30 protein-coding genes are annotated in these 26,302 nt (G+C 74.8%); 11 read left to right on the top strand and 19 right to left on the bottom strand.

Annotation, left to right across the window (positions count from 1 at the left end; all coding sequences use genetic code 11):
• Positions 1–20: 20 nt before the first annotated feature.
• Together ACFQ8Y_RS01680 and ACFQ8Y_RS01675 are read right to left on the bottom strand one after the other, a co-directional pair.
• A complete protein-coding gene (locus ACFQ8Y_RS01680) occupies positions 21–2,738 on the bottom strand; it encodes a M4 family metallopeptidase (RefSeq protein ID WP_430584400.1) in 2,718 nt (905 codons plus the stop codon).
• Between the two features lie 124 nt (positions 2,739–2,862).
• On the bottom strand, positions 2,863–3,936 hold the full coding sequence (locus tag ACFQ8Y_RS01675; RefSeq protein WP_430584543.1) for a hypothetical protein: 1,074 nt from the start codon (positions 3,934–3,936) through the stop codon (positions 2,863–2,865).
• Between the two features lie 68 nt (positions 3,937–4,004).
• On the opposite strand from ACFQ8Y_RS01675, the gene ACFQ8Y_RS01670 reads away from it, so the two are divergent.
• Positions 4,005–5,264, top strand: a complete 1,260-nt coding sequence (locus ACFQ8Y_RS01670) for an MFS transporter (RefSeq protein WP_430584399.1) — start codon at positions 4,005–4,007, stop codon at positions 5,262–5,264.
• Here the strand turns inward: ACFQ8Y_RS01670 and ACFQ8Y_RS01665 are convergent.
• Complete coding sequence (locus ACFQ8Y_RS01665) at positions 5,233–5,613, bottom strand: ArsR/SmtB family transcription factor (RefSeq protein WP_430549303.1); 381 nt, start codon at positions 5,611–5,613, stop codon at positions 5,233–5,235. The two genes, ACFQ8Y_RS01670 and ACFQ8Y_RS01665, sit on opposite strands and share 32 nt — an antisense overlap.
• 84 nt (positions 5,614–5,697) lie before the next feature.
• Between ACFQ8Y_RS01665 and ACFQ8Y_RS01660 the strand changes: the two genes are divergently transcribed.
• Positions 5,698–7,116 (top strand): FAD-dependent oxidoreductase, encoded by a 1,419-nt coding sequence (locus tag ACFQ8Y_RS01660; protein WP_430584398.1) that lies wholly within the window; start codon positions 5,698–5,700, stop codon positions 7,114–7,116.
• A 14-nt stretch (positions 7,117–7,130) separates the two neighbouring features.
• Here the strand turns inward: ACFQ8Y_RS01660 and ACFQ8Y_RS01655 are convergent, their stop codons facing one another.
• The 6 genes from ACFQ8Y_RS01655 to ACFQ8Y_RS01630 are packed head-to-tail and all read right to left on the bottom strand — an operon-like array spanning position 7,131 to position 11,771.
• A complete protein-coding gene (locus ACFQ8Y_RS01655; RefSeq protein WP_430584397.1) occupies positions 7,131–7,556 on the bottom strand; it encodes an arsenate reductase ArsC in 426 nt (141 codons plus the stop codon).
• Between the two features lie 15 nt (positions 7,557–7,571).
• On the bottom strand, positions 7,572–8,645 hold the full coding sequence (locus tag ACFQ8Y_RS01650; protein WP_430584396.1) for a metalloregulator ArsR/SmtB family transcription factor: 1,074 nt from the start codon (positions 8,643–8,645) through the stop codon (positions 7,572–7,574).
• The gene (gene arsB / locus ACFQ8Y_RS01645; RefSeq protein ID WP_430584395.1) at positions 8,642–9,745 is read right to left on the bottom strand and encodes an ACR3 family arsenite efflux transporter; all 1,104 of its coding nucleotides are present in this window, start codon (positions 9,743–9,745) and stop codon (positions 8,642–8,644) included. The genes ACFQ8Y_RS01650 and arsB overlap by 4 nt, the downstream gene beginning before the upstream one ends.
• A 43-nt stretch (positions 9,746–9,788) precedes the next feature.
• Positions 9,789–10,616, bottom strand: a complete 828-nt coding sequence (locus tag ACFQ8Y_RS01640) for a hypothetical protein (protein WP_430584394.1) — start codon at positions 10,614–10,616, stop codon at positions 9,789–9,791.
• 19 nt (positions 10,617–10,635) lie between these two features.
• Positions 10,636–11,154 (bottom strand): nucleoside deaminase, encoded by a 519-nt coding sequence (locus ACFQ8Y_RS01635; RefSeq protein WP_430584393.1) that lies wholly within the window; start codon positions 11,152–11,154, stop codon positions 10,636–10,638.
• An 8-nt stretch (positions 11,155–11,162) separates the two neighbouring features.
• Complete coding sequence (locus ACFQ8Y_RS01630; RefSeq protein ID WP_430584392.1) at positions 11,163–11,771, bottom strand: TetR/AcrR family transcriptional regulator; 609 nt, start codon at positions 11,769–11,771, stop codon at positions 11,163–11,165.
• 80 nt (positions 11,772–11,851) lie between these two features.
• Between ACFQ8Y_RS01630 and ACFQ8Y_RS01625 the strand changes: the two genes are divergently transcribed.
• Positions 11,852–12,361, top strand: a complete 510-nt coding sequence (locus ACFQ8Y_RS01625; protein ID WP_430584391.1) for a GNAT family N-acetyltransferase — start codon at positions 11,852–11,854, stop codon at positions 12,359–12,361.
• 6 nt (positions 12,362–12,367) lie between these two features.
• Here ACFQ8Y_RS01625 and nhaA read toward each other — a convergent pair whose 3' ends face one another.
• Both nhaA and ACFQ8Y_RS01615 read right to left on the bottom strand, forming a co-directional pair.
• Positions 12,368–14,191: a Na+/H+ antiporter NhaA gene (gene nhaA, locus ACFQ8Y_RS01620; protein WP_430584390.1), complete on the bottom strand. Its 1,824-nt coding sequence runs from the start codon at positions 14,189–14,191 to the stop codon at positions 12,368–12,370.
• A gap of 108 nt (positions 14,192–14,299) precedes the next feature.
• A complete protein-coding gene (locus ACFQ8Y_RS01615) occupies positions 14,300–15,442 on the bottom strand; it encodes a GTP-binding protein (protein WP_430584389.1) in 1,143 nt (380 codons plus the stop codon).
• A gap of 100 nt (positions 15,443–15,542) precedes the next feature.
• Between ACFQ8Y_RS01615 and rpmB the strand changes: the two genes are divergently transcribed.
• Genes rpmB through ACFQ8Y_RS01575 form a run of 8 tightly spaced genes read left to right on the top strand, consistent with a single transcriptional unit; the run spans position 15,543 to position 18,510 of the window.
• Complete coding sequence (gene rpmB / locus ACFQ8Y_RS01610; protein ID WP_429730821.1) at positions 15,543–15,779, top strand: 50S ribosomal protein L28; 237 nt, start codon at positions 15,543–15,545, stop codon at positions 15,777–15,779.
• Positions 15,779–15,946, top strand: coding sequence for a 50S ribosomal protein L33 (rpmG, locus tag ACFQ8Y_RS01605; RefSeq protein ID WP_430549294.1), 168 nt, complete (start codon positions 15,779–15,781; stop codon positions 15,944–15,946). The genes rpmB and rpmG overlap by 1 nt, the downstream gene beginning before the upstream one ends.
• Positions 15,946–16,251 carry a 30S ribosomal protein S14 gene (rpsN, locus tag ACFQ8Y_RS01600; RefSeq protein WP_430584388.1) on the top strand — a complete coding sequence of 102 codons (306 nt, stop codon included), beginning with the start codon at positions 15,946–15,948 and terminating at the stop codon, positions 16,249–16,251. Before rpmG ends, rpsN begins: the two co-directional genes overlap by 1 nt.
• Positions 16,252–16,264: 13 nt before the next feature.
• Positions 16,265–16,543: a type B 50S ribosomal protein L31 gene (locus ACFQ8Y_RS01595; protein ID WP_429730811.1), complete on the top strand. Its 279-nt coding sequence runs from the start codon at positions 16,265–16,267 to the stop codon at positions 16,541–16,543.
• A complete protein-coding gene (gene ykgO, locus ACFQ8Y_RS01590) occupies positions 16,540–16,662 on the top strand; it encodes a type B 50S ribosomal protein L36 (RefSeq protein WP_079573901.1) in 123 nt (40 codons plus the stop codon). Before ACFQ8Y_RS01595 ends, ykgO begins: the two co-directional genes overlap by 4 nt.
• 47 nt (positions 16,663–16,709) lie before the next feature.
• On the top strand, positions 16,710–16,874 hold the full coding sequence (rpmF, locus tag ACFQ8Y_RS01585) for a 50S ribosomal protein L32 (RefSeq protein ID WP_430584387.1): 165 nt from the start codon (positions 16,710–16,712) through the stop codon (positions 16,872–16,874).
• A gap of 38 nt (positions 16,875–16,912) precedes the next feature.
• Positions 16,913–17,224 (top strand): DUF1330 domain-containing protein, encoded by a 312-nt coding sequence (locus tag ACFQ8Y_RS01580; protein ID WP_430549291.1) that lies wholly within the window; start codon positions 16,913–16,915, stop codon positions 17,222–17,224.
• On the top strand, positions 17,221–18,510 hold the full coding sequence (locus tag ACFQ8Y_RS01575) for an alpha-hydroxy-acid oxidizing protein (protein WP_430584386.1): 1,290 nt from the start codon (positions 17,221–17,223) through the stop codon (positions 18,508–18,510). Before ACFQ8Y_RS01580 ends, ACFQ8Y_RS01575 begins: the two co-directional genes overlap by 4 nt.
• 1 nt (position 18,511) lies before the next feature.
• Here ACFQ8Y_RS01575 and ACFQ8Y_RS01570 read toward each other — a convergent pair whose 3' ends face one another.
• The 8 genes from ACFQ8Y_RS01570 to ACFQ8Y_RS01535 form a co-directional block, all read right to left on the bottom strand.
• Positions 18,512–19,468 carry a zinc-binding dehydrogenase gene (locus tag ACFQ8Y_RS01570; RefSeq protein ID WP_430549289.1) on the bottom strand — a complete coding sequence of 319 codons (957 nt, stop codon included), beginning with the start codon at positions 19,466–19,468 and terminating at the stop codon, positions 18,512–18,514.
• A 39-nt stretch (positions 19,469–19,507) separates the two neighbouring features.
• Positions 19,508–20,206, bottom strand: a complete 699-nt coding sequence (locus tag ACFQ8Y_RS01565) for an aspartate/glutamate racemase family protein (protein ID WP_430562178.1) — start codon at positions 20,204–20,206, stop codon at positions 19,508–19,510.
• Complete coding sequence (locus ACFQ8Y_RS01560; RefSeq protein ID WP_430584385.1) at positions 20,172–21,611, bottom strand: MFS transporter; 1,440 nt, start codon at positions 21,609–21,611, stop codon at positions 20,172–20,174. Before ACFQ8Y_RS01560 ends, ACFQ8Y_RS01565 begins: the two co-directional genes overlap by 35 nt.
• A 137-nt stretch (positions 21,612–21,748) precedes the next feature.
• Positions 21,749–22,918 carry an alpha/beta hydrolase-fold protein gene (locus ACFQ8Y_RS01555; protein WP_430584384.1) on the bottom strand — a complete coding sequence of 390 codons (1,170 nt, stop codon included), beginning with the start codon at positions 22,916–22,918 and terminating at the stop codon, positions 21,749–21,751.
• A complete protein-coding gene (locus tag ACFQ8Y_RS01550) occupies positions 22,915–23,706 on the bottom strand; it encodes a heme ABC transporter ATP-binding protein (protein WP_430584383.1) in 792 nt (263 codons plus the stop codon). The genes ACFQ8Y_RS01555 and ACFQ8Y_RS01550 overlap by 4 nt, the downstream gene beginning before the upstream one ends.
• Entirely contained in the window at positions 23,703–24,752 is a 1,050-nt protein-coding gene (locus tag ACFQ8Y_RS01545; RefSeq protein ID WP_430584382.1) for a FecCD family ABC transporter permease, read from the bottom strand. The genes ACFQ8Y_RS01550 and ACFQ8Y_RS01545 overlap by 4 nt, the downstream gene beginning before the upstream one ends.
• Positions 24,749–25,798: an ABC transporter substrate-binding protein gene (locus tag ACFQ8Y_RS01540; RefSeq protein WP_430584381.1), complete on the bottom strand. Its 1,050-nt coding sequence runs from the start codon at positions 25,796–25,798 to the stop codon at positions 24,749–24,751. Before ACFQ8Y_RS01540 ends, ACFQ8Y_RS01545 begins: the two co-directional genes overlap by 4 nt.
• A 138-nt stretch (positions 25,799–25,936) precedes the next feature.
• Positions 25,937–26,224: a UBP-type zinc finger domain-containing protein gene (locus tag ACFQ8Y_RS01535; protein WP_430549282.1), complete on the bottom strand. Its 288-nt coding sequence runs from the start codon at positions 26,222–26,224 to the stop codon at positions 25,937–25,939.
• Positions 26,225–26,302: the final 78 nt, after the last annotated feature.

Genomic DNA, 26,302 nt, shown 5'->3' with positions numbered 1-26,302 from the left:
ACCCCGGCGTCGCGCCGGCGTCAGGCGCAGGTCCCCGCAAAGGTGCCGCGGGTGACGACGTCCGTGTCGGCCGCGGACGTGTCGAGCCACACGGCCCGCTGCCCGTCGCCGAGGGCCGGTGCCAGCTGCGCCCCGGTGGAGCAGGTCACCGCGCCCCAGGTGGCGGTGCCCGCGACGACGTCGGCCGTCGGGGCGACCTTCACCTTCGGGGCCGTCGACCAGGCCCCGAGGGCGCCCCAGAGGTCGTACGTCGAGTAGGCGAAGTACGAGTCGGTCACGGAGAACTGCGCCAGGAACGTCGCGCCGGCCATCCGCAGCTTCGCTGCCTGCGACAGGTCGGCGAGCGGCGCCGACGAGAAGCTGGTCGACGGCAGGAGGAAGTTCTGGTCCTCGCTGAAGAACACCCGGTCGGACGTGAGCTGGATGTCCGAGACCATGCCGAAGAGATAGCCGGTGATGCGCTTCTTCTGCGTCTGGCCCGCCGCGAGGTCGTGCACGTAGACCCACGTGCCGTCGTCGCCGACCCACGCCACCGTGCCCTGCCGCATGGTCAGGGTGCTCGCGACCGTCCCCGCCTCAGGGGTGAGGTTGGTCGTGGTGCCGCCGGCGGTCCGCACCAGGACGTCCGTCTCGCCGTCCGGCGTGGTGCGCAGCCAGGCCAGCGTGCCGTCGTCGGTCACTGCCTCGGTCTCGTCCGCGCCCGGCTCGTCGACCACGCGCTTGATCGCGCCCTGGCCCTTGTCGCCGACGCCGTAGATCCCGACCCCGTCGGCCGTGATCCGCGTGAAGACCACCTGGCGCGAGTCGACGGACGGGTCGAGCAGGTACGCGCCGTCCTGGGCGACCTCGTGCCCGCTGTTGCCGTTCTGCTTGCTGAACCGCCCCACGGTGAGGCCGAACTTGTTCGCGCCCTGGTCCCAGGCGATCGCGTCGCCGTGGCTGATGACGTACGTATCGCCGGAGATCTGCGCGGCCTCCTGGTCGACGCCGCCGTACAGCTCGTACGCCGGGATCACCTGCGCCGCGAGGACGGTGCCGTCCTGGGTGCCGGCCCGCTGCTCCCAGCCGGCCGAGATGCCGTGGGCGTCGAACGCCGCGGCGATCGCGTCGAGCACGTCGCCGGACACGTCGAGGGACTCGGCCGCCAGGGTGACGGCGTCGCGCATGGCCGTGAACCCGGACAGCGGGGTGAGGTAGTTCTGCGCCGTCCGGTACACGATCTGGTCCGCGAGCTGCGGGTCGATCGCCTTGCGCAGGTCCCAGAGCGCCCCGCCCACGATGGTCGAGTTGTAGTGCACCCCGCCGTTGTCGACGTCGAGCGTGATCATCTGGTAGTCGTCCAGGGTGGTGCGCCCGTCGTTGAGGTCGCGCAGGGCGCAGTCCTCGAGCGTGCCCTCCCCGTTGCACAGGTACTCGCCCAGGAGGCCCGAGGTCGGGTCGTCCATCGCGATGCCCTTGTCGGCGGTCTCCATGGCATTGCCGAAGTAGTCCGAGATCGCCTCGTTGAGCGCGCCCGACTGGTTGAGGTACACGAGCCCGGCTGAGTGCTCGGTGACGCCGTGGGTCATCTCGTGGCCGACCACGTCGAGCCCCACCGACAGCGGCACGCCGTCCATGTGGCCGTAGACCATCTTGGAGCCGTCCCAGAAAGCGTTGGCGTAGTCGGCGCCGTTGCGCGACACGTTGACGACGGAGTGGACGGTGCCGCCCTTGCCGTCGATGCCGTCGCGGCCCAGCTGCTCCGCCAGGTACTCGTACACCTTGCCGGCGTTGACGTGCGCGTCGACGGCCCCCGACGTCGTGGCGGTTCCGTCGAAGACGTCGGTGTCTGACGCGACGAGGGGCACCGACGCGGGCACGGGACCGCCCGAGAGATCCGTGTACGGCGCGCGCTGGGCGTCGTACGTGCGGATCTGGCCGCCCGCGGCCTCGAACATCGGCCGCGTGGAGTCGACCAGCGTGTACGTGCCGTCGGCCTCGCGGTTCGCCTGGAGCGGCACCGTCGAGCCGTCCACCCGCGTGCCGGTCGCCGCGACCGGGTCGGCGTCGGCGGCGTCCACGTTGTTGTAGGACAGCACGATGCCGCCCACGTGTGCGTCGACGTAGACCTCCTGGCGCACCGGGCTGCCGTCCGGCAGGGCCCCGCGCACCGTGAAGTGCCAGGTCAGGGACCCGCCGGCCGCGTCGGGGAGCACGACCAGCCCGCCGTGCGCCACCTCCGCGTCCACGACGCGCCGCAGCGTGGAGTCCAGGGTCGCGAGGCGGGCCTCGGCGGTGTCCTCGCTCACGGTGGGCGAGGTCGACACCGTGAGTTCCGTGTAGAGCGTGCCCGTCGCCGAGGCGACGTCCTGGACCGGCGCCGCCGAGCGCGCCGTCGTGACCGCCTCCGTCTGCACGGCGTACTGCGCGCCGAACACCGGCACTCCCTCGTGCTGCTGCTGGAGGCGCACCGCGGTCTGGCCGCCGTCGGTCGTGGTGCGGACCACCTCGAGGTCCTCGGCGGGGACGTCGTACACGTCCTCGTGGTCGGCCATGTAGGCCAGGGCCGCCTGCCGCGGCGTCCCCGTGCGGGGTGCGTCGTCCAGCCCCTGCGTCGTCGCCGGCGTCACCGCCACCGCGCCGGCGGTGACCGCCGGCGTCGGGTCGTCGCCCCACGCGGGCGCGGCCAGCACCACGGCGCTGGTAGTCGCCGTGGCGAGGCCTGCAGCGAGGATGCGTCGTGCTCGTCGTGTCGTCACCGGTACCCTCCCGTTCCGTCCGTGAGGCGGTCCCTCACGCTCGATGCCGAGAAGGTTCGCCCGGGCTGCTGACCTGGGCAAGGACCCGGGCCGGGCGTCAATGCGCCACGGCGCAAAGCCGCCGTCAGGCCGGGGGGTCGTGATCCAGCCAGCCGGCCTCGGCGGCGCGCCAGCCGAGCTGGAACCGCGTCGAAGCGCCGGTCGACGCCATGAGGGTCTGGAGACGTCGCTGGACGGTGCGATGCCCCATGCCGAGACGGTGCGCGATGGCGGCGTCCGTCAGCCCGACGCGCAGCAGCGCGAGGATGCGATGGTCCACGGCGTCCGGGCGCGAGTCGCCCTCGTCGTCCGTGGCGCCGCCGCGCGGGGCACCGAGCTGCCAGCCGCCCCGGAACGACTGCTCGAACAGGGTGCTCAGCGCGGTGAGCAGCCCGCTGCGGTGCACCACCAGCGACACCGGCTCCTCCGTCTCGTCCCGGACCGGGTCCAGGGGCAGCAGCGCCAGGTCGTCGTCGGCGAGGACGAGCTTGATCGGCACGCCGTCCGCGACCTGAAGGTGCTGTCCGAGCTCGGCGAACCCGCTGAGCGCGCGCAGCGACCCCGGGTCGTCGAGCCAGCGGACGTCGAGGACGGTGCGGATGACGACACCCCGCTCCATCGCGGCGCGCTCGGCCTCGTCGAAGTTGTCGGCGAAGGAGATGACAGTCGTCCGGCTCGGCAGCGGCATCATCGTGCGGATCTGGTCCCGGGCTTCATGCTGCATCGTGAGCAGGCGCCGCCGGATCGCCGCCTGGCCCATCACCACCTCGACAGGACCGCCCCCGGTGCGCGACTGGGCGGCGCGGTGCCGGTCCGTCAGCTCGGCGACGGCCTCCTCGACCTCCCGCAGGGCGGCCCGCCGTGCGTCGAGCAGCGGGGCGAGGGCGAGCGTGGGGGAGGTGGTCCGGTACCGGATGGCGGCCCCGTCCTGGTCGCGGTCCGTGACCGCCAGTCGCAGCGTGACGAGCCGGTCGAGCACCTCGGTGACGGCGGCGGCGCGCCGCGGGTCGGCGCCGGCCGGGAGCAGGTCGGCGGCCGTGCTGCCGGGCTGGTCCAGGAGGTGTCGGTACACCGCGTCCTGGTCGGCGTCGAGCCCGGTCAGCGCCGCGACCGGCAGGTCGGGGTGACCGCTGGGGGCGTCGTCGCGCTCTGTGACCATCGGCCAGAACGTACCGCGCGGACGTCACGGCGGTGTGTCGGGGACCACGGCGGGATAGGTTCGCGACCGTGAGCCCGGACCCCCTGACGCCGCAGGCGGTGGCGACCCTGCAGCGCCGCACGCTGACCGTCGTCGTCGCGAGCCAGGTGCTCGGTGGCGCGGGGCTGGCGGCGGGCGTCACGGTCGGGGCGCTGCTCGCGCAGGACATGCTGGGCACGGACCGCCTCGCCGGGGTGCCCACGATGCTGTTCACGCTCGGTTCGGCGCTGGCGGCCTTCCTCGTCGGGCGGATCACCCAGCGCGCCGGCCGCCGCGTCGGCCTGGGGCTGGGCTTCGCGGCCGGCGGTCTGGGCGCGGTCGGCGTGGTCGTGGCGGCGGCCCTCGGCGCCGTCCCGCTGCTGCTGGTGTCGCTGTTCGTCTACGGCGCGGGCACGTCCACCAACCTCCAGGCCCGGTACGCGGGCACGGACCTCGCCGCCCCCGACCGCCGCGCGACGGCGGCGAGCGTCGCGATGGTGTCCACGACGCTCGGTGCGGTGGCGGGGCCGAACCTCGTGGAGCCGCTGGGCGGGCTGGCGACGTCGCTGGGGCTGCCCGCGCTCGCCGGACCGTTCCTCCTCGCGGCCGTCGCGTTCCTCGCCGCCGGCGGCACGCTGTTCGCCTTCCTGCGGCCCGACCCGTTCCTCGTCGCGAAGGCGCTGGCGCGCGCGGACGTCGCCGCGTCGGCGCGGGCGGACGACGCGTCGCCGCGCCCCGCGCGGCGCGTGCCCGCCGGCGTCGTCGTCGGTGCCACGGTGATGGTGCTGACGCAGATCGCGATGGTCGCGATCATGACGATGACTCCCGTGCACATGCGCGGTCACGGCCACGACCTGAGCGACGTCGGCCTCGTCATCGGCATCCACGTGGCCGCGATGTTCCTGCCGTCGCTGGTCACGGGAGTGCTTGTCGACAAGGTCGGGCGGTTGCCGATGGCGGTCGCGTCGGGCGTGACCCTGCTGCTCGCGGGGATCACCGGAGCCGTGGCGCCGGGTGACTCGATGGCACTGCTCGTGCTGTCGCTCGCGCTGCTCGGGCTGGGGTGGAACTTCGGCCTCATCGCGGGCACGGCGCTCATCGTCGACGCGACGACGCCCGCCACCCGGGCCCGCACCCAGGGCACGGTCGACGTGCTCATCGCGCTCGCCGGAGCCGGCGGGGGTGCGATGTCAGGGGTCGTGATGGCCGGATCGAGCTACGCCACGCTGGCCCTCGGCGGCGGCGTCCTGTCGCTGCTGCTGATCCCGGTCCTGTTCCTCACGCGGAGGCCGTCGCGGGCGTCGGCGTGAGCGCGGAGAGCGAGCCGGCGAGGCCCGCGACGGCGCCCGGCACCGCGCGGTAGTACGCCCAGCGCCCGCGCTGCTCGCGCTCGAGCAGGCCCGCCTCGACGAGGATCTTGAGGTGGTGGCTGACGGTCGGCTGCGCCAGGCCGACCGGCTCGGTGAGGTCGCAGACGCACGCCTCGTGGCCCTCGTGGGCGGTCACGATCGACAGCAGCTGCACGCGCGTCGGGTCGGCGAGCGCCTTGAACGTGCGGGCGAGGTCGCGCGCCTCGGCGACGTCCACCGGGGGAGCGGCCGTGCCGCAGCAGCCGCCGTCGGTGGACACGGGCGTCAGCGGCAGGTCGATCGTCGTCATGCCTCCATCTTGCCACGCATCGAAGAATGTGGATACGTTGTCCCCGTTCAGTCATCGAAGTTCATCGATACGAGGGAGTGCGAGATGGTCGAGACGGTGCGGAGCGAGCTCCCGGTGGTCGTGATCGGCGCGGGCCCGGTGGGCCTGGCGGCGGCGGCGCACCTGCTGGAGCGCGGCCTCGAACCCCTGGTGCTGGAGTCCGGCGAGAGCGCCGGCGCGGCCGTCGCCTCGTGGGGGCACGTGCGGCTCTTCTCGCCGTGGCGGTACGACGTCGACGCCGCGGCCCGGCGGCTCCTGGAGCCCACCGGGTGGACCTCGCCCGACCCCGACGCCCTGCCGACCGGCGGCGAGCTCGTCGAGGGCTACCTCGCCCCGCTGGCCGCGACCTCGCAGATCGCGTCCCGGCTGCGCACCGGCACGCGCGTGCTCGCCGTCGCCCGGGACGGGGCGGACAAGACCCGCTCGCTCGGCCGTGAGCGCCGCGGCTACCGGGTGCGGACCGTGGACGCCACGGGCCGCGTCGCCGACGTCCTGGCCCGCGCCGTCGTCGACGCCTCCGGCACCTTCTCGACGTCGAACCCGCTCGGCGTCAGCGGCCTGCCCGCGGCCGGCGAGGCCGACGCCGCGCCGTTCGTCACCGGGCCGCTGCCCGACGTCCTGGGCGCCGACCGCGCCCGCTTCGCCGGGCGGCACGCGCTGGTCGTCGGGATGGGCCACTCCGCGGCGAACACCCTGCTGAGCCTCGTGGAGCTCTCCGAGTCGGAGCCCGGTACGACCGTCACGTGGGCGATCCGCGGCGGCTCCGCGCGCCGTCTGTTCGGCGGCGGCGCCGACGACGAGCTGCCCGCCCGCGGGCTCCTCGGCACCCGGCTGCGCGAGGCCGTCGACGCCGGGCGGCTGCGCCTGCTGACCCGGGTGTCGATCGAGCAGCTGGTCCCCGGGGCCGACGCCGTGCAGGTGCTCGGCACCGCAAAGGACGAGCCCCTGGCCCTCGAGGTGCACGCGATCGTCGACGCGACCGGCTTCCGGCCCGACCTGGGCATGCTGCGCGAGGTGCGCCTCGACCTCGACCCCGTCGTCGAGGCCCCGAGCGCGCTCGCGCCGCTCATCGACCCGAACCAGCACTCCTGCGGCACGGTGCCGCCGCACGGCGAGGCGGTGCTGCGCCACCCCGACGACGGGTTCTACCTGGTCGGCATGAAGTCCTACGGCCGGGCCCCGACGTTCCTCCTGGCCACCGGGTACGAGCAGGTGCGCTCCGTCGCCGCCGCGCTGGCCGGCGACCGGGCCGCCGCCGACGCCGTCGAGCTGGACCTGCCCGCCACCGGCGTCTGCTCCAGCGACCTGGCGCTGGCGGCCGACGGCGAGTCGTCGGCCGGGTCGTGCTGCGGCACCGCCCCGGCGGAGCCGCAGCTCGTCACGCTGGGCGTCGGCGCGCCGGCCGGAGTCGGCTTCGCCTCCGGCGTCGCGCACGGCCGATCCGGCGACGGCGAGGACGCCTGACGGCGGCAGCGGGGTCAGTGGGCGACGGGGTCGACGCCCAGGGACGCGAGCAGCCCGAGCACCCGGCGCCGGATCTCGTCGCGGATGGGGCGGACGGCCTCGATGCCCTGGCCGGCGGGGTCGTCGAGCTCCCAGTCCTCGTACCGCTTGCCGGGGAAGATCGGGCAGGCGTCGCCGCAGCCCATGGTGATCACGACGTCGGACGCCTGGACGGCGTCGGTCGTGAGCACCTTGGGCTGCTCGGCGGTGATGTCGATGCCGGCCTCGGCCATGGCCTCGACGGCGACGGGGTTGATGCGGTCGGCGGGCATGGAGCCGGCCGATCGCACCTCGACGGCGCCGCCGGACAGAGCGCGCAGGTAGCCCGCGGCCATCTGGGAGCGGCCGGCGTTGTGCACGCAGACGAACAGGGCGGACGGCTTCGTGGTGGTGTCGGTCATGGTGGCTCCGTCGGGTCAGGGGGTGGGCAGGTCGAGGTCGGGCAGCAGGTCGGCGAGCAGGGCGCGGACGCGGGTGTCGAGCTCGCCGCGGATGGCGGCGACGCCCGCAGGTGAAGCCAGGGCGGGGTCGCCCACGAGCCAGTCCTCGTACCGCTTGCCGGGCAGGACCGGGCACACGTCACCGCACCCCATGGTGATCACGACGTCCGCGGCGCGGATCGCGTCGTCGGTCAGCGGCTTGGGGAAGGCCTCCGGGTCGTCGACGCCGAGGGCGGCGAGCTCGGGCCGCACGGCCGGGTGCACGTCCGTGGCCGGCGTGGACCCGGCGGAGCGCACGACGACCCGGTCTCCGGCGTAGTGGTGCACGAGCGCGGCGGCGAGCTGGGAGCGGCCGGCGTTCGCGACGCACACGAACAGCACCTGGGGCGGACCGGCGTGCGCGGTGCCGCCGGTATCGGCGCGAGAGGCGTCGCGGGTCAGGTCCGCGAGACGCTGGCGGGCGAACCGCTCGGTCAGGGTCAGGAGGTGGGCGGAGACCTTGGCCGAGCGTGCCAGCGCGGTGTAGGACTCGCGCACCGTCCGCAGGACGACGTCGGCACCCAGGTCGGGGTGCGCCGCCGTGAGCTCGCGGGCGAGCCGGTCGAGGGCGGCGTCGGCGTCCTCGAGCCCGGTCAGGTGCGGGTGCGGGCCGAGGGCGTCCAGGGCGGCCGGGGCGAAGGACTCCAGCAGGGTGCTGATCGCGGACTTGTAGCCGGGCGTGATGCGGTACCAGACCCAGGTGCCGCGGCGCTCGGAGGTGAGCACCCCGACGTCGCGCAGCACCTTGAGGTGGTGCGACACGGTCGGCTGGGACACGTCGGTCAGCTCGGCCAGGTCGCACACGCACGCCTCGCCCCCGGGGGCGGTGGCGAGGAACGACAGCATGCGCAGCCGCAGCGGTTCGGCCAGCGCCTTGAGCGTGGTAGCGACGACGCCGGCGGCCTCGGTGCCGATCGCGTGGGCCTCGATGCCGGGCCCGCAGTCGGGGTCGCGCACGGTCAGCGGCAGGTTCGCCCGCTTCGACCCGCTCGCGGTGTCGGTGGTGGTCATGACCTCACCTCGTCCAGCCGATGGGGAACGTCGACGGTGTCGGCGACGTCAGGGTCGACGCCGAACCAGCGGCGCGCGACCCAGAGGGACACGTAGACCAGGCCCACCAGGACGGGGACCTCGATGAGCGGCCCGACGACGCCGGCCAGAGCCTGCCCGGAGGCGGCGCCGAACGTGCCGATGGCCACCGCGATCGCAAGCTCGAAGTTGTTGCCCGCCGCGGTGAACGCCAGCGTGGCCGAGCGCGCGTAGCCGAGATTCAGCAGCTTGCCGAGGATCATGCCCACCGCCCACATGACGGCGAAGTAGACCAGCAGCGGCAGCGCGATCCGCACCACGTCCAGCGGGTTCGACGTCACGGCGTCGCCCTGCAGCGCGAAGAGCAGCACGATCGTGAAGAGCAGCCCGTAGAGGGCCCACGGGCCGATGCGGGGGAGGAACGTCTCCTCGTACCAGTCGCGGCCCTTGGCGCGTTCGCCGATCCGGCGGGAGGCGAAGCCGGCCACGAGCGGGATGCCGAGGAAGACCAGCACGTTGAGCGCGATCTGCCCGATCGAGATGTCGAGGCCCTGGGTGTCCAGGCCGAGCCAGCCGGGCAGCACGGTCAGGTAGAAGTACCCGAGCAGGGAGAACGCGACGACCTGGAACACCGAGTTGATCGCGACCAGCACGGCCGCGGTCTCCCGGTCCCCGCACGCGAGGTCGTTCCAGATGACGACCATGGCGATGCAGCGGGCGAGGCCGACGATGATCAGGCCGGTGCGGTACTCGGGCAGGTCGGGCAGGAACGTCCAGGCCAGGGCGAACATCAGCGCCGGGCCCACGATCCAGTTCAGGAGAAGCGAGCTCGCGAGCAGCTTCCTGTCTCCGGTGACGGCGGTGACCTTGTCGTAGCGAACCTTGGCCAGCACCGGGTACATCATCACCAGCAGGCCCAGTGCGATCGGCACCGAGATCCCGCCGACCTCCATCGAGGCCAGCAGGTCCGACAGCGTCGGCACGAATCGGCCCAGCAGCAGGCCTGCGACCATCGCCAGCCCGATCCACCACGGCAGCCAGCGGTCCAGGGACGACAGCCGGGCGGGGCGTTGCATAGACATGCGTCTATATTGACGGATCTCCATCCAGGGGCGCAAGACGGGCTCAGGACTGCGGCTCGACCGGCCCGTCCTCGCCCACGGCGAGCTCGCCGCAGCTCGTCTCCTGCGCCGTGACGACCACGGGGTCGTCGGCACCGGCGCCCTCCGCGACCGTCGACGCCTCGCCGTTGGACGCCGCCAGCGCACCGTCGTCCAGGTCCACGAACGTGCGCTCGACGGTGAAGGAGCCGCCGTCGGCGGACGTCGCGTTCAGGCCGGCGAGGTGCAGCGCCCCGTCGACCTCGGTGCAGCCGACCCCCGTGCCCTGGCCCGTGAAGCCCTTGTCGAAGGTGTAGGGCGCACCCGCGAGGTTCTGCGTCGCGGCGAGGTCGCAGTCGGCGGCGGAGAACAGCAGCACCTCGCGGCCCGTGTCGACGAGCGCGATCGGCGCGGTGTCGTCGCCCGCCGCCACGACGTTCACGACGGCGGACGCGCGCTGCGGGCTCGCGGAGTCGACCGCGACCGAGAAGGTGGCGCCGGACGCCGTCGTGATCCCGAACCGGCGGTCGGCGCCCCCGGTGAGCCATGCGGTGTCGGCCTCGCCGTCGCCGTCCACGTCGACCGTCTCGTGCGTGTCGGCGCCCTCCGGCGTGCCCTCGTCGGTCTCGGCGCAGCCCGCGGCGCCGGTGGTCGTGGGCGAGGCGGAGGGGTCGGGGGAGGCGTCCTGGGTCGCGGTCGCGGTGGGGGGCGGCGACGCGGCCGTCGCGCCGTCGCCGCCGTCGTCCCGCACGACCAACCAGACGACGACGGCGACCACCACGACCGCGGCGAGCACGATCACCCGCCAGGTCCAGGGGTTGCGGGCGGGGGCGGGGTCGGGAGAGTCGCTCATGTTCCCCAGGCAAACACCGTCAGGCGGGGTCGTGCACCTCGTGAGCCCCGTGCAGGCGGGCGTGCAGGTCGCGCACCTCGTCGGCGAGCTCGGGCGCGGGCCCGCGCGTGGGGATCCCGGGCGCGACGTCGCCCACGGGCAGCGGGGTCACCGGCCCGGGTGCCACGCCCCACTCCTGGAGCCACGCGGTGAGCTGGGCCGTGCTGGTGGCGTACACGATGGGGCCGAGACCGACCCAGGCGTGCGCCGCGCTGCACATCGCGCAGTGCTCGCCCGACGTGTACGCGGTGGCGCCCGCCCGCTCCTCGGGCGTGAGGTGCGCGGCGGCCCAGCGGGCGATCTCGAACTCGGGATGGCGGGTCTGGTCGCCGCCCTGCACGCGGTTGCGGTCCTCGAACACGACGGCGCCGTTCGCGTCGACGAGCAGCGAGCCGAACGGCTCGTCGCCGTCGTCCAGCGCCTCGCGCGCGAGCTCCACGCAGCGGCGGAGGAACGGCAGGTCGGCGTCGGTCGTCGCGGACGGCTTCTGGTATCCCATGCGGCCCATCATGCCTCGCCGCGGGCGTCGCCGGCGGGCGGTGCGGGAGCGTCGTCGAACAGCGCCAGCTGGGCCCGGACGGCGGCGCCGACACGCGCGACGTCGTCGGTGGCGAGCAGGTCGAGCAGGGCGCCGCGCAGCAGGGCGAGGATCGCCGTGCGGCGGCGGGCGCCGGCCTCCGACTCCCGCTCGCCGGCGGGCTGGTGGGCCGCGAGCAGGGCGAGCCAGTCGTCCACAGTGCCGCGGGCGAAGCCGTGCCACGGCCCGTCGGCCGCGCCGAGCGACCGGGTGTAGGACTCGGCCCACAGCCGCAGGAGGGGCCGGTGCTCCGGGTCCGCCAGCCACTCCCACACGTGCCGGCCCGCGTCGGCGAGTCCCCGCCCGTCGCCCCGGCGGTCGAGGAGGGCGGTCTCGTCCTCGCGGGCCCGGGCGAGCACGGCCCGGAGCAGGCCCTCCTTGCTGCCGAACAGCAGGATCAGCACCCGCGGGCTCGACCCGACCGCCGCCGCGAGGGGGCGCAGCGAGAGGTCCGTCAGCCCGTGCTCCAGCGCGTACCGGTACGCGGCCTCGAGCAGCTCGGTGCGGCGAGGGGAGGGGGGTGGTGCCTGCAGCGTCATGGGGCTACCCTAGCGGACGAGTGAAACAGTCGTTTCAGTCCGGTGGCCGAGGGGTCGCCGACCCGATGTGAGGAGGGGCCATGACCGGGACGGTCGTCCGGCATGCCGTCGTCGTCCGGCCCGCGGACCGGCCGGGGGACCTCGGGTGGATCGTGCAGACCCACGGCGAGGTGTACCACCGCCAGTTCGGCTGGGACGCGGACTTCGAGGTGCTCGTGGCCCGGATCGTGGCCGACTACGCGAGCGCCCACGACCCCGCGCGCGAGGCCGCGTGGATCGCTGAGGTGGACGACCGGCGCGCGGGCTGCATCCTCCTGGCGGCCGACGAGGAGGACGGCGTGGCGCGGCTGCGCATCCTGCTCGTCGTGCCGGAGGCGCGCGGCCACGGAGTCGGCGGCCGCCTCGTCCAGGAGTGCCTGCGATTCGCCCGGGAGGCCGGCTACCGGCGCGTCGTGCTGTGGACCAACGACGTGCTCGCGTCCGCCCGGCACCTCTACCAGGCGGCCGGGTTCGCGCTGGTCGACGAGCAGCCGCACCACAGCTTCGGGCACGACCTCGTCGGCCAGACCTGGGCGCTCGACCTCACCTGACCCGCCTCACGACCGCCGGCGCAGGGCGGGGTCGTCCTCGTTCGCCTCGAGCGCGGCGATGAGCGTGCGCGCGTCGTGCGGTCCGCGGTGCCGGTCGCCGTCGAGGAAGAACGTCGGCGTGCCGCGCGCACCGCTGGCGGCCGCGCTCGCCGCGTCGTCGCGGACGCGCGCGTGCAGGGCCTCGTCGTTCATGTCGTCGTCGAAGCGCCCGAGGTCGAGGCCGATCTCGGCGGCGTGCTCGCGCAGGTCGTCGGGCTCCAGGCGGGACTGGTGCGTGAACAGCCGGTCGTGCATCTCCCAGAACTTCCCCTGCCGGTGCGCGGCCTCGGCCGCGACGGCGGCCAGGTAGGCGTGCGGGTGCACGTCCTCCAGCGGCAGGTGCCGCACGACGTACCGCACGCGGTCGCCGAAGTGCTCGCGCAGCTCGGCCCCCATCCCGGTCGCGCGGGCGCAGAACGGGCACTCGAAGTCGAGGTACTCGACGACGGTGTGCGCGGCGTCGGGGTCGCCCTTCGCGTGGTCGCGCTCGGGGTCGACGGCGGGGGTGAGGGTGACGGGCAGGTCCGCGCTCGCCTCGCCGTACCGCACGCGGGCGACGGTGAAGATCGCCCACCCCAGCAGGGTGGACAGCACCATCGCGATGAGGATGCCGACCGTCGCGGCCTGCCCGGCGGGCGTGCCGTCGAACGCCAGGTCCACGACCAGCAGCGACACGGTGAACCCGATGCCGGACAGGGCCGCACCGCCGAGCACGCTGCCCGGGCCCACGCCGTCGGGCAGCCGGCCGAGACCCGCGCGGACGGCGCCCCAGGTGCCGAGCCCGATGCCCACGAGCTTGCCCACGACCAGCCCCGCCACGACGCCCCAGGTGATCACCGACCCGAGCGCCGCGCCGAGCGCGCCGCCCCGCAGGTCGATCCCCGCGTTGGCCAGCGCGAACAGCGGCACGACGACGAGGGACACGGGCCCGCGCAGCACGTCGTGCAGGCGGTGGTTGACCGAGATGGACCGGGCCAGGCCGACGCGGGCGTTGCGCGCCACGCTGGCGCTGGGCGACTGCCAGTAGTCGCGGAACAGGCTCTTGGCCTGGAGCACGTCGTCGCGGCGCGTCGCGACCGCCGGCACCAGCAGCCCGGCGAGCATCCCCGCGATCGACGGGTGGATGCCCGCCTGCACGGTCGCGCCCCACAGCACCACGACGACGAGGACGTACGGCGAGCTGCGCCACTCCCGCATGCGGCCCAGCAGCCACAGGACGCCGAGCGCGGCGAGGGCCACGAGGAGCGGGGCGAGCCGCACGTCCTCGGAGTAGACGACGCCGATGATGCCGACGGCGAGGAAGTCGTCCACCACGGACAGCGTGAGCAGGAAGACGCGCAGCTGGCTCGACATCGCCGGCCCGACCAGGGCGAGCACGCCCAGCAGGAACGCCGTGTCCGTGCCGACGACGACGCCCCAGCCGTGGGGGTCGGCGTGCCCGGCGACGGCGAGGAAGACCAGGGCGGGGACGATGACGCCGAGCGTGCCCGCCACGAGGGGCACCAGGCGCTGGCTGCGCTGCCGCAGCGACCCGATCGCGAGCTCCTGGCGGACCTCGAGGCCGACGACGAAGAAGAACAGCACCATGAGGCCGTCGTTGACCCAGTGGTGCAGGTCCATGTCGAAGCGCAGGTCGCCGACGTCGACGTGGATCGGCAGCTCCCACAGGTGCTCGTACCAGCCCGACAGGGGCGAGTTCGCCCACACCAGGGCCAGCAGCGTCACGCCCACGAGCAGCAGCGCCGCACCGGACTCGGTGCGCAGCCGTTCGGCGAGCGCGCGTGCGGCCATGCGTGTGTCTCCCGTCCGTCGTGGATGCGGGTCCGCGAGGAGCCTATGACGCTCGCGGCCGTCGGTCGCGTGGACCGGCGCCGTGGCCCGCGCGGGGAGGAACAGCGCTCAGCCGGTCCGTGTTCCCAGCCACGGCGCCAGGACGTCCTCGCGCCCCAGCCAGCGCAGCCCGCCGTCCGCCACCTCGTCGCCGGTGGCCAGGGCCTCGCCGAAGGCGTCGAGGATGCGGTCGTGCACCCCGCGCGCGTCGCGCGGCTCGCCCGCCCCCACCACGAGGATGCGGGTGACGGGCGGGTGCCCGGCCGCGACCTCGTCCCACGTGCCGAGGTCCGCGACGCACAGGGCGCCGCCCGCGCCGTCCCACAGGCACGCGGAGTCGGGCCGGTTCGGCACGTGGAAGACGCCGCGGCTGCGGACCGGCCCGGTGCCGAGGTCCTCGACGTGGGCCAGCAGCCGCTCCGGGTGGAACGGCCGGTCGCTGCGCAGGAGGAGGCTCCAGCTCCGGTCGCGGGGGTCCTTGGCGCGCCGGCGGGCTCCGCGCGCACCGAGGGGGTGGGCGCGGCGCTCGGCCGCGGCGGGCGCGTGCGAGCGGGCGGCGAGCGCGACCGGGTCGAGGTCGTGCAGGCCGTCGACGCGGTGGCTGTCGACCGCGCGCAGCCGGTCGACGAGGCCGCCGCCCGTGGCCGAGCCGCCGGTCGTGACGACCACGTCCACCTGTTCGAGCTGGGCCGCGAGGGCCTCGCCGACGGGCCGCTGGTCGTCGTCGGTGAGCGCGAGCCCGCGCTCGTCGACCAGGTCGTCGCCGAGGAGGTCGGCCTCCAGGTCGTCGAGGTCGACGACGCCGACCGTCGCGGCGAGCCGCAGGTCCTCGAGCGCGCCTCCCGGCTCGGCCTGGGCGGCCAGGGCCCGGGCGACAGGGAGCGGCTCGGCGGTGACGGGCAGGGCGAGCACGAGGTGGGCCCAGCGGCCGTCGTCGGCGAGGCGGGCGAGCGCCGGCACGGCGTCCTCGCGCACGCTGCACGAGACGCACGCGTGCTCCAGCGCCACGGTCTCGTCCTCCAGGACGCCGGTCGCGTCGACGACGACGCGGCGCAGCGCCCCGTCGTCCGGGAGCAGGTCGTGCCGCACGACGACGACGTCGGGGGCGCCGAGCGTGAGGCTCGCGGCGGCGGCGTCACGCAGCACGGGGTCGACGGCGACGAGCACGCTCAGCGCGGGTGGGACGGGGGCGTGCGGGCGGTCGGGAATCACGGGCACCTCCGGCGGGTTGGGGATGACGGTACTTGAGAACAGTTCTCAAGTCTGTCACTCTAGCGCCCTGATGAGAACCGTTCTCATGAAGGAGGCATCGATGTCCGCCCGCTGCCAGGTGCTCGGCACCGTGCCGGGGTTCGGCCACGCGATCTCGCACTCGCACGTGCGGACCAAGCGCCGGTGGGACCCCAACGTCCAGAAGAAGCGCTACTGGGTGCCCTCGCTCGGCCGCACCGTCACGCTGCGGGTGAGCGCCCGGGGCATCAAGACCATCGACCGCGACGGCATCGACGTCGTGGTCGCCAGGATCCAGGCACGAGGAGAGAAGGTCTGATGGCAACCCGCACCGACCTGCGCCCGGTCGTCAAGCTCCGCTCGACGGCGGGCACGGGCTTCACGTACGTCACCCGCAAGAACCGTCGCAACGACCCCGACCGTGTCGTGCTGCGCAAGTACGACCCGGTCGTGCGCCGGCACGTCGACTTCCGCGAGGAGCGCTGATGGCCAAGACGTCGAAGATCGCCGCCGACGCGCGGCGCCGCGACGTCGTCGAGCGGTACGCCGCCCGGCGGGCCGACCTGAAGCGCGTCGTCGCGTCGCCGTCGTCCACGGCGGAGGAGCGGGCCACGGCCGTCATGGAGCTGCAGCGTCAGCCCCGCGACGCGAGCCGCACCCGCCTGCGCCACCGCGACGTCGTCGACGGCCGCCCCCGCGGCTACCTGCGCCGCTTCGGCCTGTCCCGCATCCGCCTGCGCGAGCTGGCGCTGCGGGGCGAGCTGCCCGGCGTCACCAAGTCCAACTGGTAGAGGAGACACCACCATGAAGCAGAGCATCCACCCCACCTACGGCCCCGTCGTCTTCCGCGACACCAGCGCGGGCACCGCGTTCCTCACGCGCTCCACGCTGGCGGGGGACGCCGCCTCCGGGCCCGGCCGCCCCACCCGCACGATCGAGTGGGAGGACGGGAACACCTACCCGGTGGTCGACGTCGAGATCTCGAGCGCCAGCCACCCGTTCTGGACGGGGGCCGCGCGCGTCGTCGACACCGCGGGCCGCGTCGAGAAGTTCCGCCGCCGCTACGGGCAGGGCGCCCGATGAAGGTCCGCGCCTCGCTGCGGTCGCTGAAGCGGCTGCCGGGCGCCAAGGTCGTCCGCCGCCGCGGCAGGACGTTCGTCATCAACAAGCAGAACCCCCGGTTCAAGGCCCGCCAGGGCTGAACCGGGGGTTCCCCCCGAGACCACCGAGACCGACGAGAGGAGCGGCCGTGGCCGTCCCCAAGCGCAAGACCTCCCGCTCGCGCACCCGCAGCAGGCGGGCCCACTGGAAGGCCGCACCGACGGCCCTCGTGCCCGTCACCACGTCCGACGGCGTGGTGCAGGTCCCGCCGCGGCTCGCGCGCGCCGTGCGCCGGGGAGTGCCGCTGGCCTGACAGGATCGTCCGGACGACCGCGAGAGAGAAGGTGGACGATGGCGATCACCCTGTGCGTGCTGCTGTGGGCAGCCGACGGCGAGGCCCAGGCGCTGGCGGACTACGAGACCCAGGTGCTGGCGCTCGTGCCGCGGCACGGTGGGCGGGTGCTGCACCGCGTGACCAACGTGGCGCACACGGACGACGCCGCGCACGGCGCCGTCCAGCCGACCGAGGTGCAGCTCATCGAGATGCCCGACGAGGAGGCGCTCGCGGACTTCATGGCGGACCCCGACCGCGAGGCGCGGCTCGACGTGCGCGACCGCGCGATCGCGCGGACCGAGATCCTGCGCGTGCGTCCGGTGGGATGAGCGCACCCGGGGCGGGGCTGGCCCGGCAGTCCGCGATCTACCGTGCGGGGGTGCTGGGCCGGCGCCCCTGCGTCCCGACGAGCTCCGCGGCCCTGGAGCGGGCCGCCCGCCGGGCCTCCGGCGCGCGGGCCTGGGCGTACGTGGCGGGCGGCGCGGGCGAGGGACGCGCGATGCGGCGCAACCGGGAGGCGTTCGACCGGTGGGCGATCGTGCCGCGCATGGCCGCCGGGGCCGTGGAGCGGGACGCGTCGGTCGAGCTGTTCGGCACCCGGCACGCGAGCCCCCTGCTGCTCGCTCCGGTGGGGGCGGCGGCGCTGCTGGGCGCCGACGCCGACCTCGCCGTCGCGCGCGCGGCCGCCGCGACCGGCGTCCCGTACGTGCTGTCCAACCAGGCCTGCCACCCCATGGAGGCGTGCGCGGCAGAGATGGGCGACGCGGCGCGCTGGTTCCAGCTCTACTGGAGCACCGACGAGGACCTCGTCGACTCGTTGATCGCGCGGGCCGAGGCGGCGGGCGCCGGCGCGCTCGTCGTCACGCTCGACACGACCGTGCTCGGCTGGCGCCCCCAGGACCTCGACCTCGGCTCGCTGCCGTTCGCGCGCGGCCTCGGCATCGCCCAGTACACGAGCGACCCGCGCTTCACCGAGCTGGTGCGCGAGCGCGTCGCCCGGGCGGCGGCGTCCGGGACGCGCGAGGCGGTGCAGGTCACCGCCGGCGCGGTGCGCTCGCTGCTCGCCATGACGCGCGCCTACCCCGGGCGGTTCCGCGACAACCTGCGCTCGCCCGAGCCGCGCGCCGCCGTCGAGACGTTCCTCGACGTGTACTCCAACCCCGGCCTGTCGTGGGAGCACCTGGCCACGCTGCGCGACCGCACCCGGCTGCCGGTCGTGCTCAAGGGGATCCTGCACCCGGACGACGCGCGCCGGGCGTTCGACCTCGGCGTCGACGGGATCGTCGTGTCCAACCACGGCGGCCGCCAGGTGGACAACGCCGTCGCGTCGCTCGACGCGCTCGTCGCCGTGCGCGACGCCGTCGGGCCCGGCCCCACCGTGCTGCTCGACAGCGGGGTGCGGACCGGGGCGGACGTGCTGGTCGCCCTCGCCCTGGGGGCCGACGCCGTCCTGCTCGGGCGGCCGTACCTCTACGGGTACGCGGTGGCCGGGCAGGCCGGGGTCGAGGAGGTGATCCGCAACGTGCTCGCCGAGCTGGACCTCACGATGGCGCTCACCGGCGCGCGCGACGTCGCGGCCCTCACGCGGGACCTCGTGGTCCCGGCGAGCCCATGAGTCAGTCGGTCGTCACCTCGGCGACGACGCGCCCGGTGACCTCGTGGGCTCGGAGCTTGTCGAGGTACGCGGGGATCTCCTCGAAGGCGATCGTCGTGACCTGGGGCACGACGGCTCCCGACGCGAGCAGCTCGTAGACCTCGGCGACGTCGGCCTTGGTGCCGCCGTTCGAGCCGAGCACCCGCGCCTGCTTGAGGATGACGTCCATGGTGTCGAGCGTGAACTGGAGCCGGGCCATGCCGACCAGGACCACGGTGCCGTCCCGGCGGATCGCCTTGACCGCGTTCGTCGTCGTGGTGCCGAAGCCCGCGTAGTCGACGACGAGGTCGAAGTCCTGGCCCGCCCACTCGGCGGCGTCCTTGACGACGCCCTCCGCGCCGATCGCCCGGGCCTGCTCCCACAGGGCCTCGTTGGGCTCCGCGACGTGCAGCTCCGCGCCGCGGACGACGGCCACCTGGGCGCCGATCTGGCCGAGCCCGCCCAGCCCGATCACGCCGACCTTCTGGCCGGCCTCCAGGGCGCCGATCGTCGTGATCGCGTGGTAGGCGGTCATGCCGGCGTCGGTGCCGAGGGCGGCGAGCCCGAAGGATAGGTCGTCGGGCATGCGGACCAGGTCGCCCGCGGCGACGCGGTGCTTCGGGGCGAAGCCGCCGTCGCGGCCGTAGCCGGGGGAGACGCCCGAGTCGCCGGTCGGGCAGACGCCGACACGGTCCCCGACGGCCCAGTCCGTGACGCCCTCGCCGACCGCGGACACGACGCCCGCGATCTCGTGGCCCATCGTGATCGGGCGGTTCGGGATGATCGCGAGCCAGGTCTCGTCGTCGAGCACGCCGACGTCGGAGTGGCACAGCCCGGCGACGCGGACGTCGAGGACCACCTCACCGGGACCGGGGGTGGGCTCGGCGATCTCCCGCAGCTCGAGCGGCTCGTGCGTGGTGGTGAACTGCCAGGCCTTCATGGTCTCCCTCGCCCCCGGTACGGATGCTTGTGAATGTCTTCACAATACCGCATCCAGGCCCCGGAGGAGGCCGCACGCGGCGGGGACGGGCTCGACGATCGTGACGGCGACGGTCTCGCGCAGGCGTCGCGCGGTCTCGCTGAGCGGCCCGCCGGCCACGATCACCGCCTCCGCCCCGCGACGCTCGGCCGCCCGGACCGCGTCGAGGAGCTGGCGGTACTGCTCCTCGGGGTCGGCGGCGAGCTCGAGCGGACCGTCGCGGGTGAGCTCCACGCCGGTGAACCCTGCGGAGCAGCCGTGCGCGGCGACGAGGTCGCCGAGCGCGCCGGCCAGCCGGTCCGTCGTCGTCACCATGCCGAAGCGGCGCCCGCCCGCCGCGGCGGCGAGCACCGACGCCTGCCCGATGCCCACCACGGGGACGTCGAGCTCGGCCGCGAGCGCGGCGCGACCCGGGTCTCCGATCGCGGCGACGACGACGGCGTCGGGCCGGTCGCGCGCGACCACCTCGCGTACCGCGTCGAGCACGGCGGCCTCGGCCGCGACGAGCGCGTCGGGCTCGACGATCATGGCGGGGCCGTGCGCCGCCGTGACCTCGACGACGTCGGCCCCGACCGCCGCGAGCTCCGCCCGGGCGAGGTCGGCCATCATCGTCGTGGTGCGCCGGTTGGTGTTCGGGTTGACGAGCGCCACGAGCGGGCGGCGGTCACGGGGTCTTGTGGTCGACGTCGACGTCGGCATCGGCGGTCTCCTCCTCTTCCATGGGCTTGCCGAAGGTCTCCGGCGGGAACTGGACCACGACGGCGAGCACCACGAACAGCGCGGCGAGCACGCCGAACATCCCGACGATGCCGTACCGGTCGAAGACGGCGCCGCTGACCAGCGGGAACAGCCCGCCCGACAGCGAGCCGGCCGCGAGGATGATCGACGTGCCGAAACCGCGCACGCGCGTCGGGTAGAGCTCGGGGGCGAACAGCCAGATCGTCGTGTTGAGCACGATGATCGCGAAGTTGAACGCGACGCCGAACAGCAGCACGAAGACGATGTCCTCCCCGAGCAGCGCGATGGCGAGCCCGGAGCCGCAGCCGATGACGGCGGCCGCCGTGAGCACCTTCTTGCGCGCGAGGCGCCTGGCGAGGAACGCCGCGGTGGCGGCGCCGAGCAGCGACCCGCTCTGCATGAGGAGCGTGAACCACAGGCTCTGGTTGAGCGCGTAGCCGGTGGCGACCAGGACGGTCGGCATGAGGGTGAGCATCGAGATCTGCGCCGCGTACGACATGGCGACGGCGACGACCAGCAGCACCGTGCGCCGGCGGTACGGGGCACGGAACACCAGCCGCCAGGCGCCGCGCGACGTCGGGGCGAGGGCGGCGGCCTGCACGGCGGGCTCGACGAGGAACTCCTCGGTCTCGACGCGCCCCGCGAGCCGGCCGCGGGCCATGCGGGTGAGCACCTCGTTGGCCTCCCGCAGCCGACCGGTGGCGGCGAGGTAGCGGGGCGTCTCGGGCACGTAGCGGCGGAACCACAGCACCAGCAGGGCCGGCAGGAAGAGCAGGCCGAACACCCAGCGCCACTTGTCGGGGCCGTCGAAGACGGTGAAGACGAGCACGCCGAACGCGGGGGCGAGCATGTTGCCGAGGCCGCCGGCGGTGACGTTGATGAGCCCGACGGCGGTGCCGCGGTGCCGGGCGGAGAAGAACTCGGCCATCATGATGACGGCCACGGCGATCTCGCCGCCGAGCCCGAAGCCGACGATGAACCGGCCGATCGCGAGCACGGCGTAGCTCGGCGCCAGCGCGCAGAGCAGCGAGCCGAGCGCGAAGACGATCAGGTTGATCGTCAGCATGTTGCGGCGGCCGAACCGGTCGACGATGAGGCCGGTCGCGATGCGTCCCAGCGCCGTCGCCGTGAACGTCATCGTGTTGAGGAAGCCGATCTCGGCGCCGCCGAGCCCCCAGCTCTCCTGCAGCACGGGGCCGGTGATGCCCACCGCGTTCTGCTCGAGCGCGTCGAAGAAGACGCCGAGCAGGATCATCACCACGATCTGCCGGTGCGCGGCGGTCACGCCGATCCGCTGGTAGGTGTTCTCGATCTGGTCCGGGATCGAGGCGGTCGGGGCCTCGCCCCGGGGTGCTGTCGTCGCCATGGTGCGTGTTCTCCTCGTCGAGAAACGTGGGCCGAGCGGTGACTTTCATGAAATGGAAGACTTCTTCCGCTGAACGCGGTATACCAAAGTTAGAGAGGTTGTCAGCGGGTGTCAACGGCGCCGCCGGGCCGGGGGTTTCAGGCCAGCAGGTCGGCCACGGCCTCCACGGTGCGCGGCACCCACCACGCCCAGTCGTGGCCGCCGGTCACGACCTGGGACGACACGTCCGCCCCGCGCAGCACCAGCGCGCGGGCCAGCTCCTCGGACGCGGCGGGCCCCTCGTACCGGCCCGCCTGCAGGCGCAGTCGCACCCGCGGCGCGACGCGCGCCAGGGGCTCCACGAGCGCCCCGGCCGGGTAGCGCCACAGCGACGGCGACTGCGCGACGGCGGCCCCGAGGGCCTCGGGGAAGCGGGCCACGGCGAACAGCGCGGACAGCCCGCCGAAGCTGGAGCCGGCGACGACGGTCCGGCGCGGGTCGGCGTCCACCCGGCGCCCGCCCAGGCGCTCGCGCCGCACCCGCGGCACCAGCACCTCGCCCACCCAGCGGGCGACGCCGCCGGGCACGCCCAGCACCCCCGCCCGGTCGGGGCCGGACGCGACCAGGACGACGGCGACGGGCGGCAGCACCCCGGAGGCGACGGCGTCCGCGAGCACGCGCGCGGTGCCGAGCCGCTCCGCGTGCGCCTCGCCGTCGAGCAGCACGAGCAGCGGCAGCGGGTCGCCGACGGGCCGCTCGGGCGCCCACCACCAGGCGCGCGGCTCGTCGTCGCTGGTGGGCAGTCGCCGCGGGACGGCGGAGGTGTCGCCGAACCCGGCCAGCCAGGGCCGCTCGCCCGTGCCCGGCAGCCACAGGGCCGAGCTCGCCAGGCCGCGGCCCGCGCCGTGACCGTGCGGGTTCAGCGGGTCGGCGCGGCCCGGGGCGCCCGGGTCGCGCAGGCCGTGGGTCCACCAGCCGGGCTCCTGGCGTCCGTCGTGGCCGCCGTCGTGCACCAGGAAGCGGTAGCTCGCCTCCCAGTCGTCCGGGACGTCGAACGTGCCCTGCCACCAGCCGTCCGGCCGCGGCGAGAGGTCGCAGGCCTCGGGGCGCTGCGGCTGCCACCAGCCGCTCGCGGCCAGCGCCACGGCCTGCGCCCCGGGGGCGTGCAGCCGGAACGTCACGTGCGCGCGCCCGCCCGGGCGCAGCACGACGTCCGGGCTGCGGCGGTCCGGCGGGGCGGGCAGCGGCGGCTCCGGCGCGCGGAGCACCTCGACCGTCGTCCGCGCGCCGGGCCGGGGGAGCGGCGTCCAGCCGTCCCAGCCCGTCACACCGGCACCACCAGCGGCAGCCCGGACACCGGGTGGTCGAGCACGCACACCTTCTGCCCGTACACCTCGGCGACGCGCTCCTCGGTGATCACGGCGCGCGGGTCGCCGTCCGCTACCAGGCGGCCGCCGTGGAACACGGCGACGCGGTCGGCGTACCGGGCGGCGAGGGTGAGGTCGTGCAGGACGACGACGACGCACGCGCCTGCGTCGGCGAGCCGACGCGACGTGCGCATCACCGCCTCCTGGTGGCGCAGGTCGAGGGCCGCGGTCGGCTCGTCGAGCAGCACCAGCGGCGTCTCCTGCGCCAGCACGCGCGCGAAGACGGTGCGCGCCAGCTCGCCGCCCGACAGCGTCGTGGCGTCGCGGCCGGCCAGCGGCTCCAGGTCGGCATCGGCCAGGGCGGCGTCGACCACGGGCTCGTCACGGTCGGACGCGCGGTGCGGGATGCGGCCCATCGCGACGATCTCGCGGACGCTGAACGAGAACCGCACGTCGTGCTGCTGCACCATGACCGACCGCTCCCGGGCGAGGTCCGCGGCCCGCCAGTCCTGCGGCGCGCGGCCCGCGACGAGCAGCCGGCCCGACGTCGGCGCCCGGTCGCCGGACACGAGGCCGAGCATCGTGGACTTGCCCGCACCGTTGGGCCCGACGAGCGCCACGACGCTGCCGCCGTGCAGCTCCAGGGACACGTCGTCGAGCAGGGTGTGCTCCCCGACGCGGAACCCCACGCCCTGTGCCTGGACGACGGGCGCCTGGACGACGGGCGCCTGGACGACCGGTGCGCTCATGCCCCGGCCCCCGGCCGCTCGCGCAGCACGAGCCACAGGAAGAACGGCGCGCCGAGGGCGGACGTGAACAGCCCGATCGGCACCTCCGACGGCGGCGCGACGGTCCGCGCGGCGGTGTCGGCGAGCACGATGAGCAGGCCGCCCACCAGCGCGGACATCGGGATCAGCGCGCGGTGCGCGGGCCCGAACGCCATCCGCACGATGTGCGGCACGACCAGCCCGACGAACCCGATGATCCCCGCGAACGCCACGGTGACGGCGGTGAGCAGCGCGGTCACGACGACCAGCACCGCCCGCGCCCGCGTCACGTCGAGCCCCAGGTGCCGGGCCTGCCGCTCGCCGAGGGTCAGCATGTCGAGGCGGCGGTGCATGGCGACCAGCACCGCGACGCCGGCGGCCACCACCACGGCCCCGATCGCGAGCTCCGTCCAGTCCACGGAGGCGAGCGAGCCCATCTGCCAGAAGACGATGTCGCGGAGCTGGTCGTCGTCGGCCATGAAGGTGCAGAAGCCGGTGATCGACGCGCACGCGGCGCCGACCGCGATGCCCACCAGCAGCAGCCGGGACGTGCCGGTGCCGCGGCCGGGCCGGGCGAGCGCATAGATGAGGCCGGTGGCGAGCAGGCCGCCGGCGAACGCCGCCGCGGGCACCGCCCACGCGGAGCCGCCCGCCGCGGGCAGCGCGACGATCGCGAGCACCGCCCCGGCGGACGCGCCGCCGCTCACGCCGATGACGCCCGGGTCGGCGAGCGGGTTGTTGAACAGGCTCTGCAGCGCCGCGCCCGACGCCGCCAGCGCCGCACCGGCCAGCGCGCCGAAGAGCACGCGCGGCATGCGCAGGTCCATGACGACGGTCGTGGCGAGGCGCTCGCCGCCGTCGCCCGCGCCGAACAGCTCGTGGGCGACGACGGCGACCACGTCGCGGGGCGCGAGCCCGATCGGGCCGATGCCGATCGACAGCACGACGGCGGCGAGCAGCAGCACGCCTCCGACCGCCACGCCGGCGGCGAGCGGTGCGCGGCGGACGGACCCGGTGCGGAGGCTCACTCCGCCGTCTCGGCGAGCGCCTGCGCGAGGGCGAGGGCGCCGGCGCCGGAGGCGGGGCCGCTCACCTTGATCTGGTCGTCCGGCATGACGATCACGCGGTTCGCCTGGCCGGCGGGGGTGTCGAGCAGGGTCGGGAAGGCGGCGGCGAAGCCCTCGAGCCCGCCCCACTCCTCGAGGTCGGCGGTGCCCAGCAGGATGACGTCGGGGTCGGTGCCCAGCAGGCCCTCGTCGCTGTAGTCGCGCGAGAAGCCGCGCAGCTTCGCCTCGACGCCCACGCTGGTCACGCCGAGCGCCTCGGCGACGTCGGCCCCGGCGGTGCCCGTGCCGACGACGGCGTTCGCGCCGCCCGCGCCGGACGACGTCACCTGGAGCACGCGCAGGTCGCCGAGCCCGGACGCGGTCTCGGACGCCTCGGAGAGCTGCGCGTCGACGTCCGCGGCGAGCTCCTCGCCCGCCTCGTCGACGCCGAGGTAGGACGCGACGGCGCGGATCTTGTCGCCGGTGCTCTGCTGGTCGTCGACGACGACGGCGTCGACCCCGGCCTTGCGGAACTGGGCCGCGACGTCGCCGTGGCGGGCGGTGTTGTTGCCGATGAACAGCGTGCCGCCCACCGAGAGCAGGCCCTCCGTGCCGGTCTCCTGGCTGAACTCGTACTGCTCGGGCGCGTCGAGGGAGATCTCGGACGCGCTGTTGGTCGGGGCCGCGTACACGAGGTCGGCGAGGCCCAGGCCGCCCAGGATCTCCGCGACGTCGTCGCCGCCCACGATGATCCTGCTCGCGTCGGTCACGGTGACCTCCGTGCCGGTGCCGTCGACCACGTCGACGGGCAGCGCGGGCTCGGCCTCGACCGACGGCACGTCCGACCCGGCGGCGAAGGTCCAGCCGTCGGGCAGGTTCTCCGGTGCCGCGACGTCGGTGGCGGCACCGGAGGCGGAGGCGTCGGGCGCGTTCCCGGGGGTGTCGGCGTCGGCGGGCGAGCAGGCGGCGAGACCGAGAGCCAGCGCGGCGACGGCGAGGGAGGGAGCGAGACGGGACCGGGTGCGCACGGGGGCTCCTGGTGGACGGGCCGGGCGAGAACCCGGCAGCGACTAAGGCAAGGCAACCCTAAACAGTTGCCCGATGGTCGCGTAAGCCTCCGGCGAGTGGGGTCGTTCACACCCCGGTGTCAGATCGGCGGAACCGGGTCACGCCGTCGCGGGCATGTCCCGCCCCGAGATGAGGAGCTCCTCCGGGAAGCAGTAGCCCCAGTACTCTCCGGGCTCGAGGGACCGCATCACGGGGTGCGCGCTGGCGTGGAAGTGCGCCGTCGCGTGCTTCGACGGCGACGAGTCGCAGCAGCCCACGTGCCCGCACTCCAGGCAGGCCCGCAGGTGCACCCACGTGCCGCCGGCGGCCACGCACTCGGGGCACTCGCCGGTGGTCTCGGGCGGGACGGGGGCGATCTGGTCGAGGTGCTCGCACGTGGTCGTCATGTCGCGTCCCTCTCGTCGGGTGTCGCCGTGGGGCGGCGTACGCCGCGACTGCGAGTCTAGGGAGACCTCCGGACGACG

The sequence above is a fragment of the Isoptericola sp. NPDC056605 genome, from assembly GCF_042792795.1.
GTDB lineage: Bacteria > Actinomycetota > Actinomycetes > Actinomycetales > Cellulomonadaceae > Isoptericola.
The sequence above is the reverse complement of the archived record's forward strand: the minus strand, read 5'-3'. Positions and strand labels throughout refer to the sequence as shown.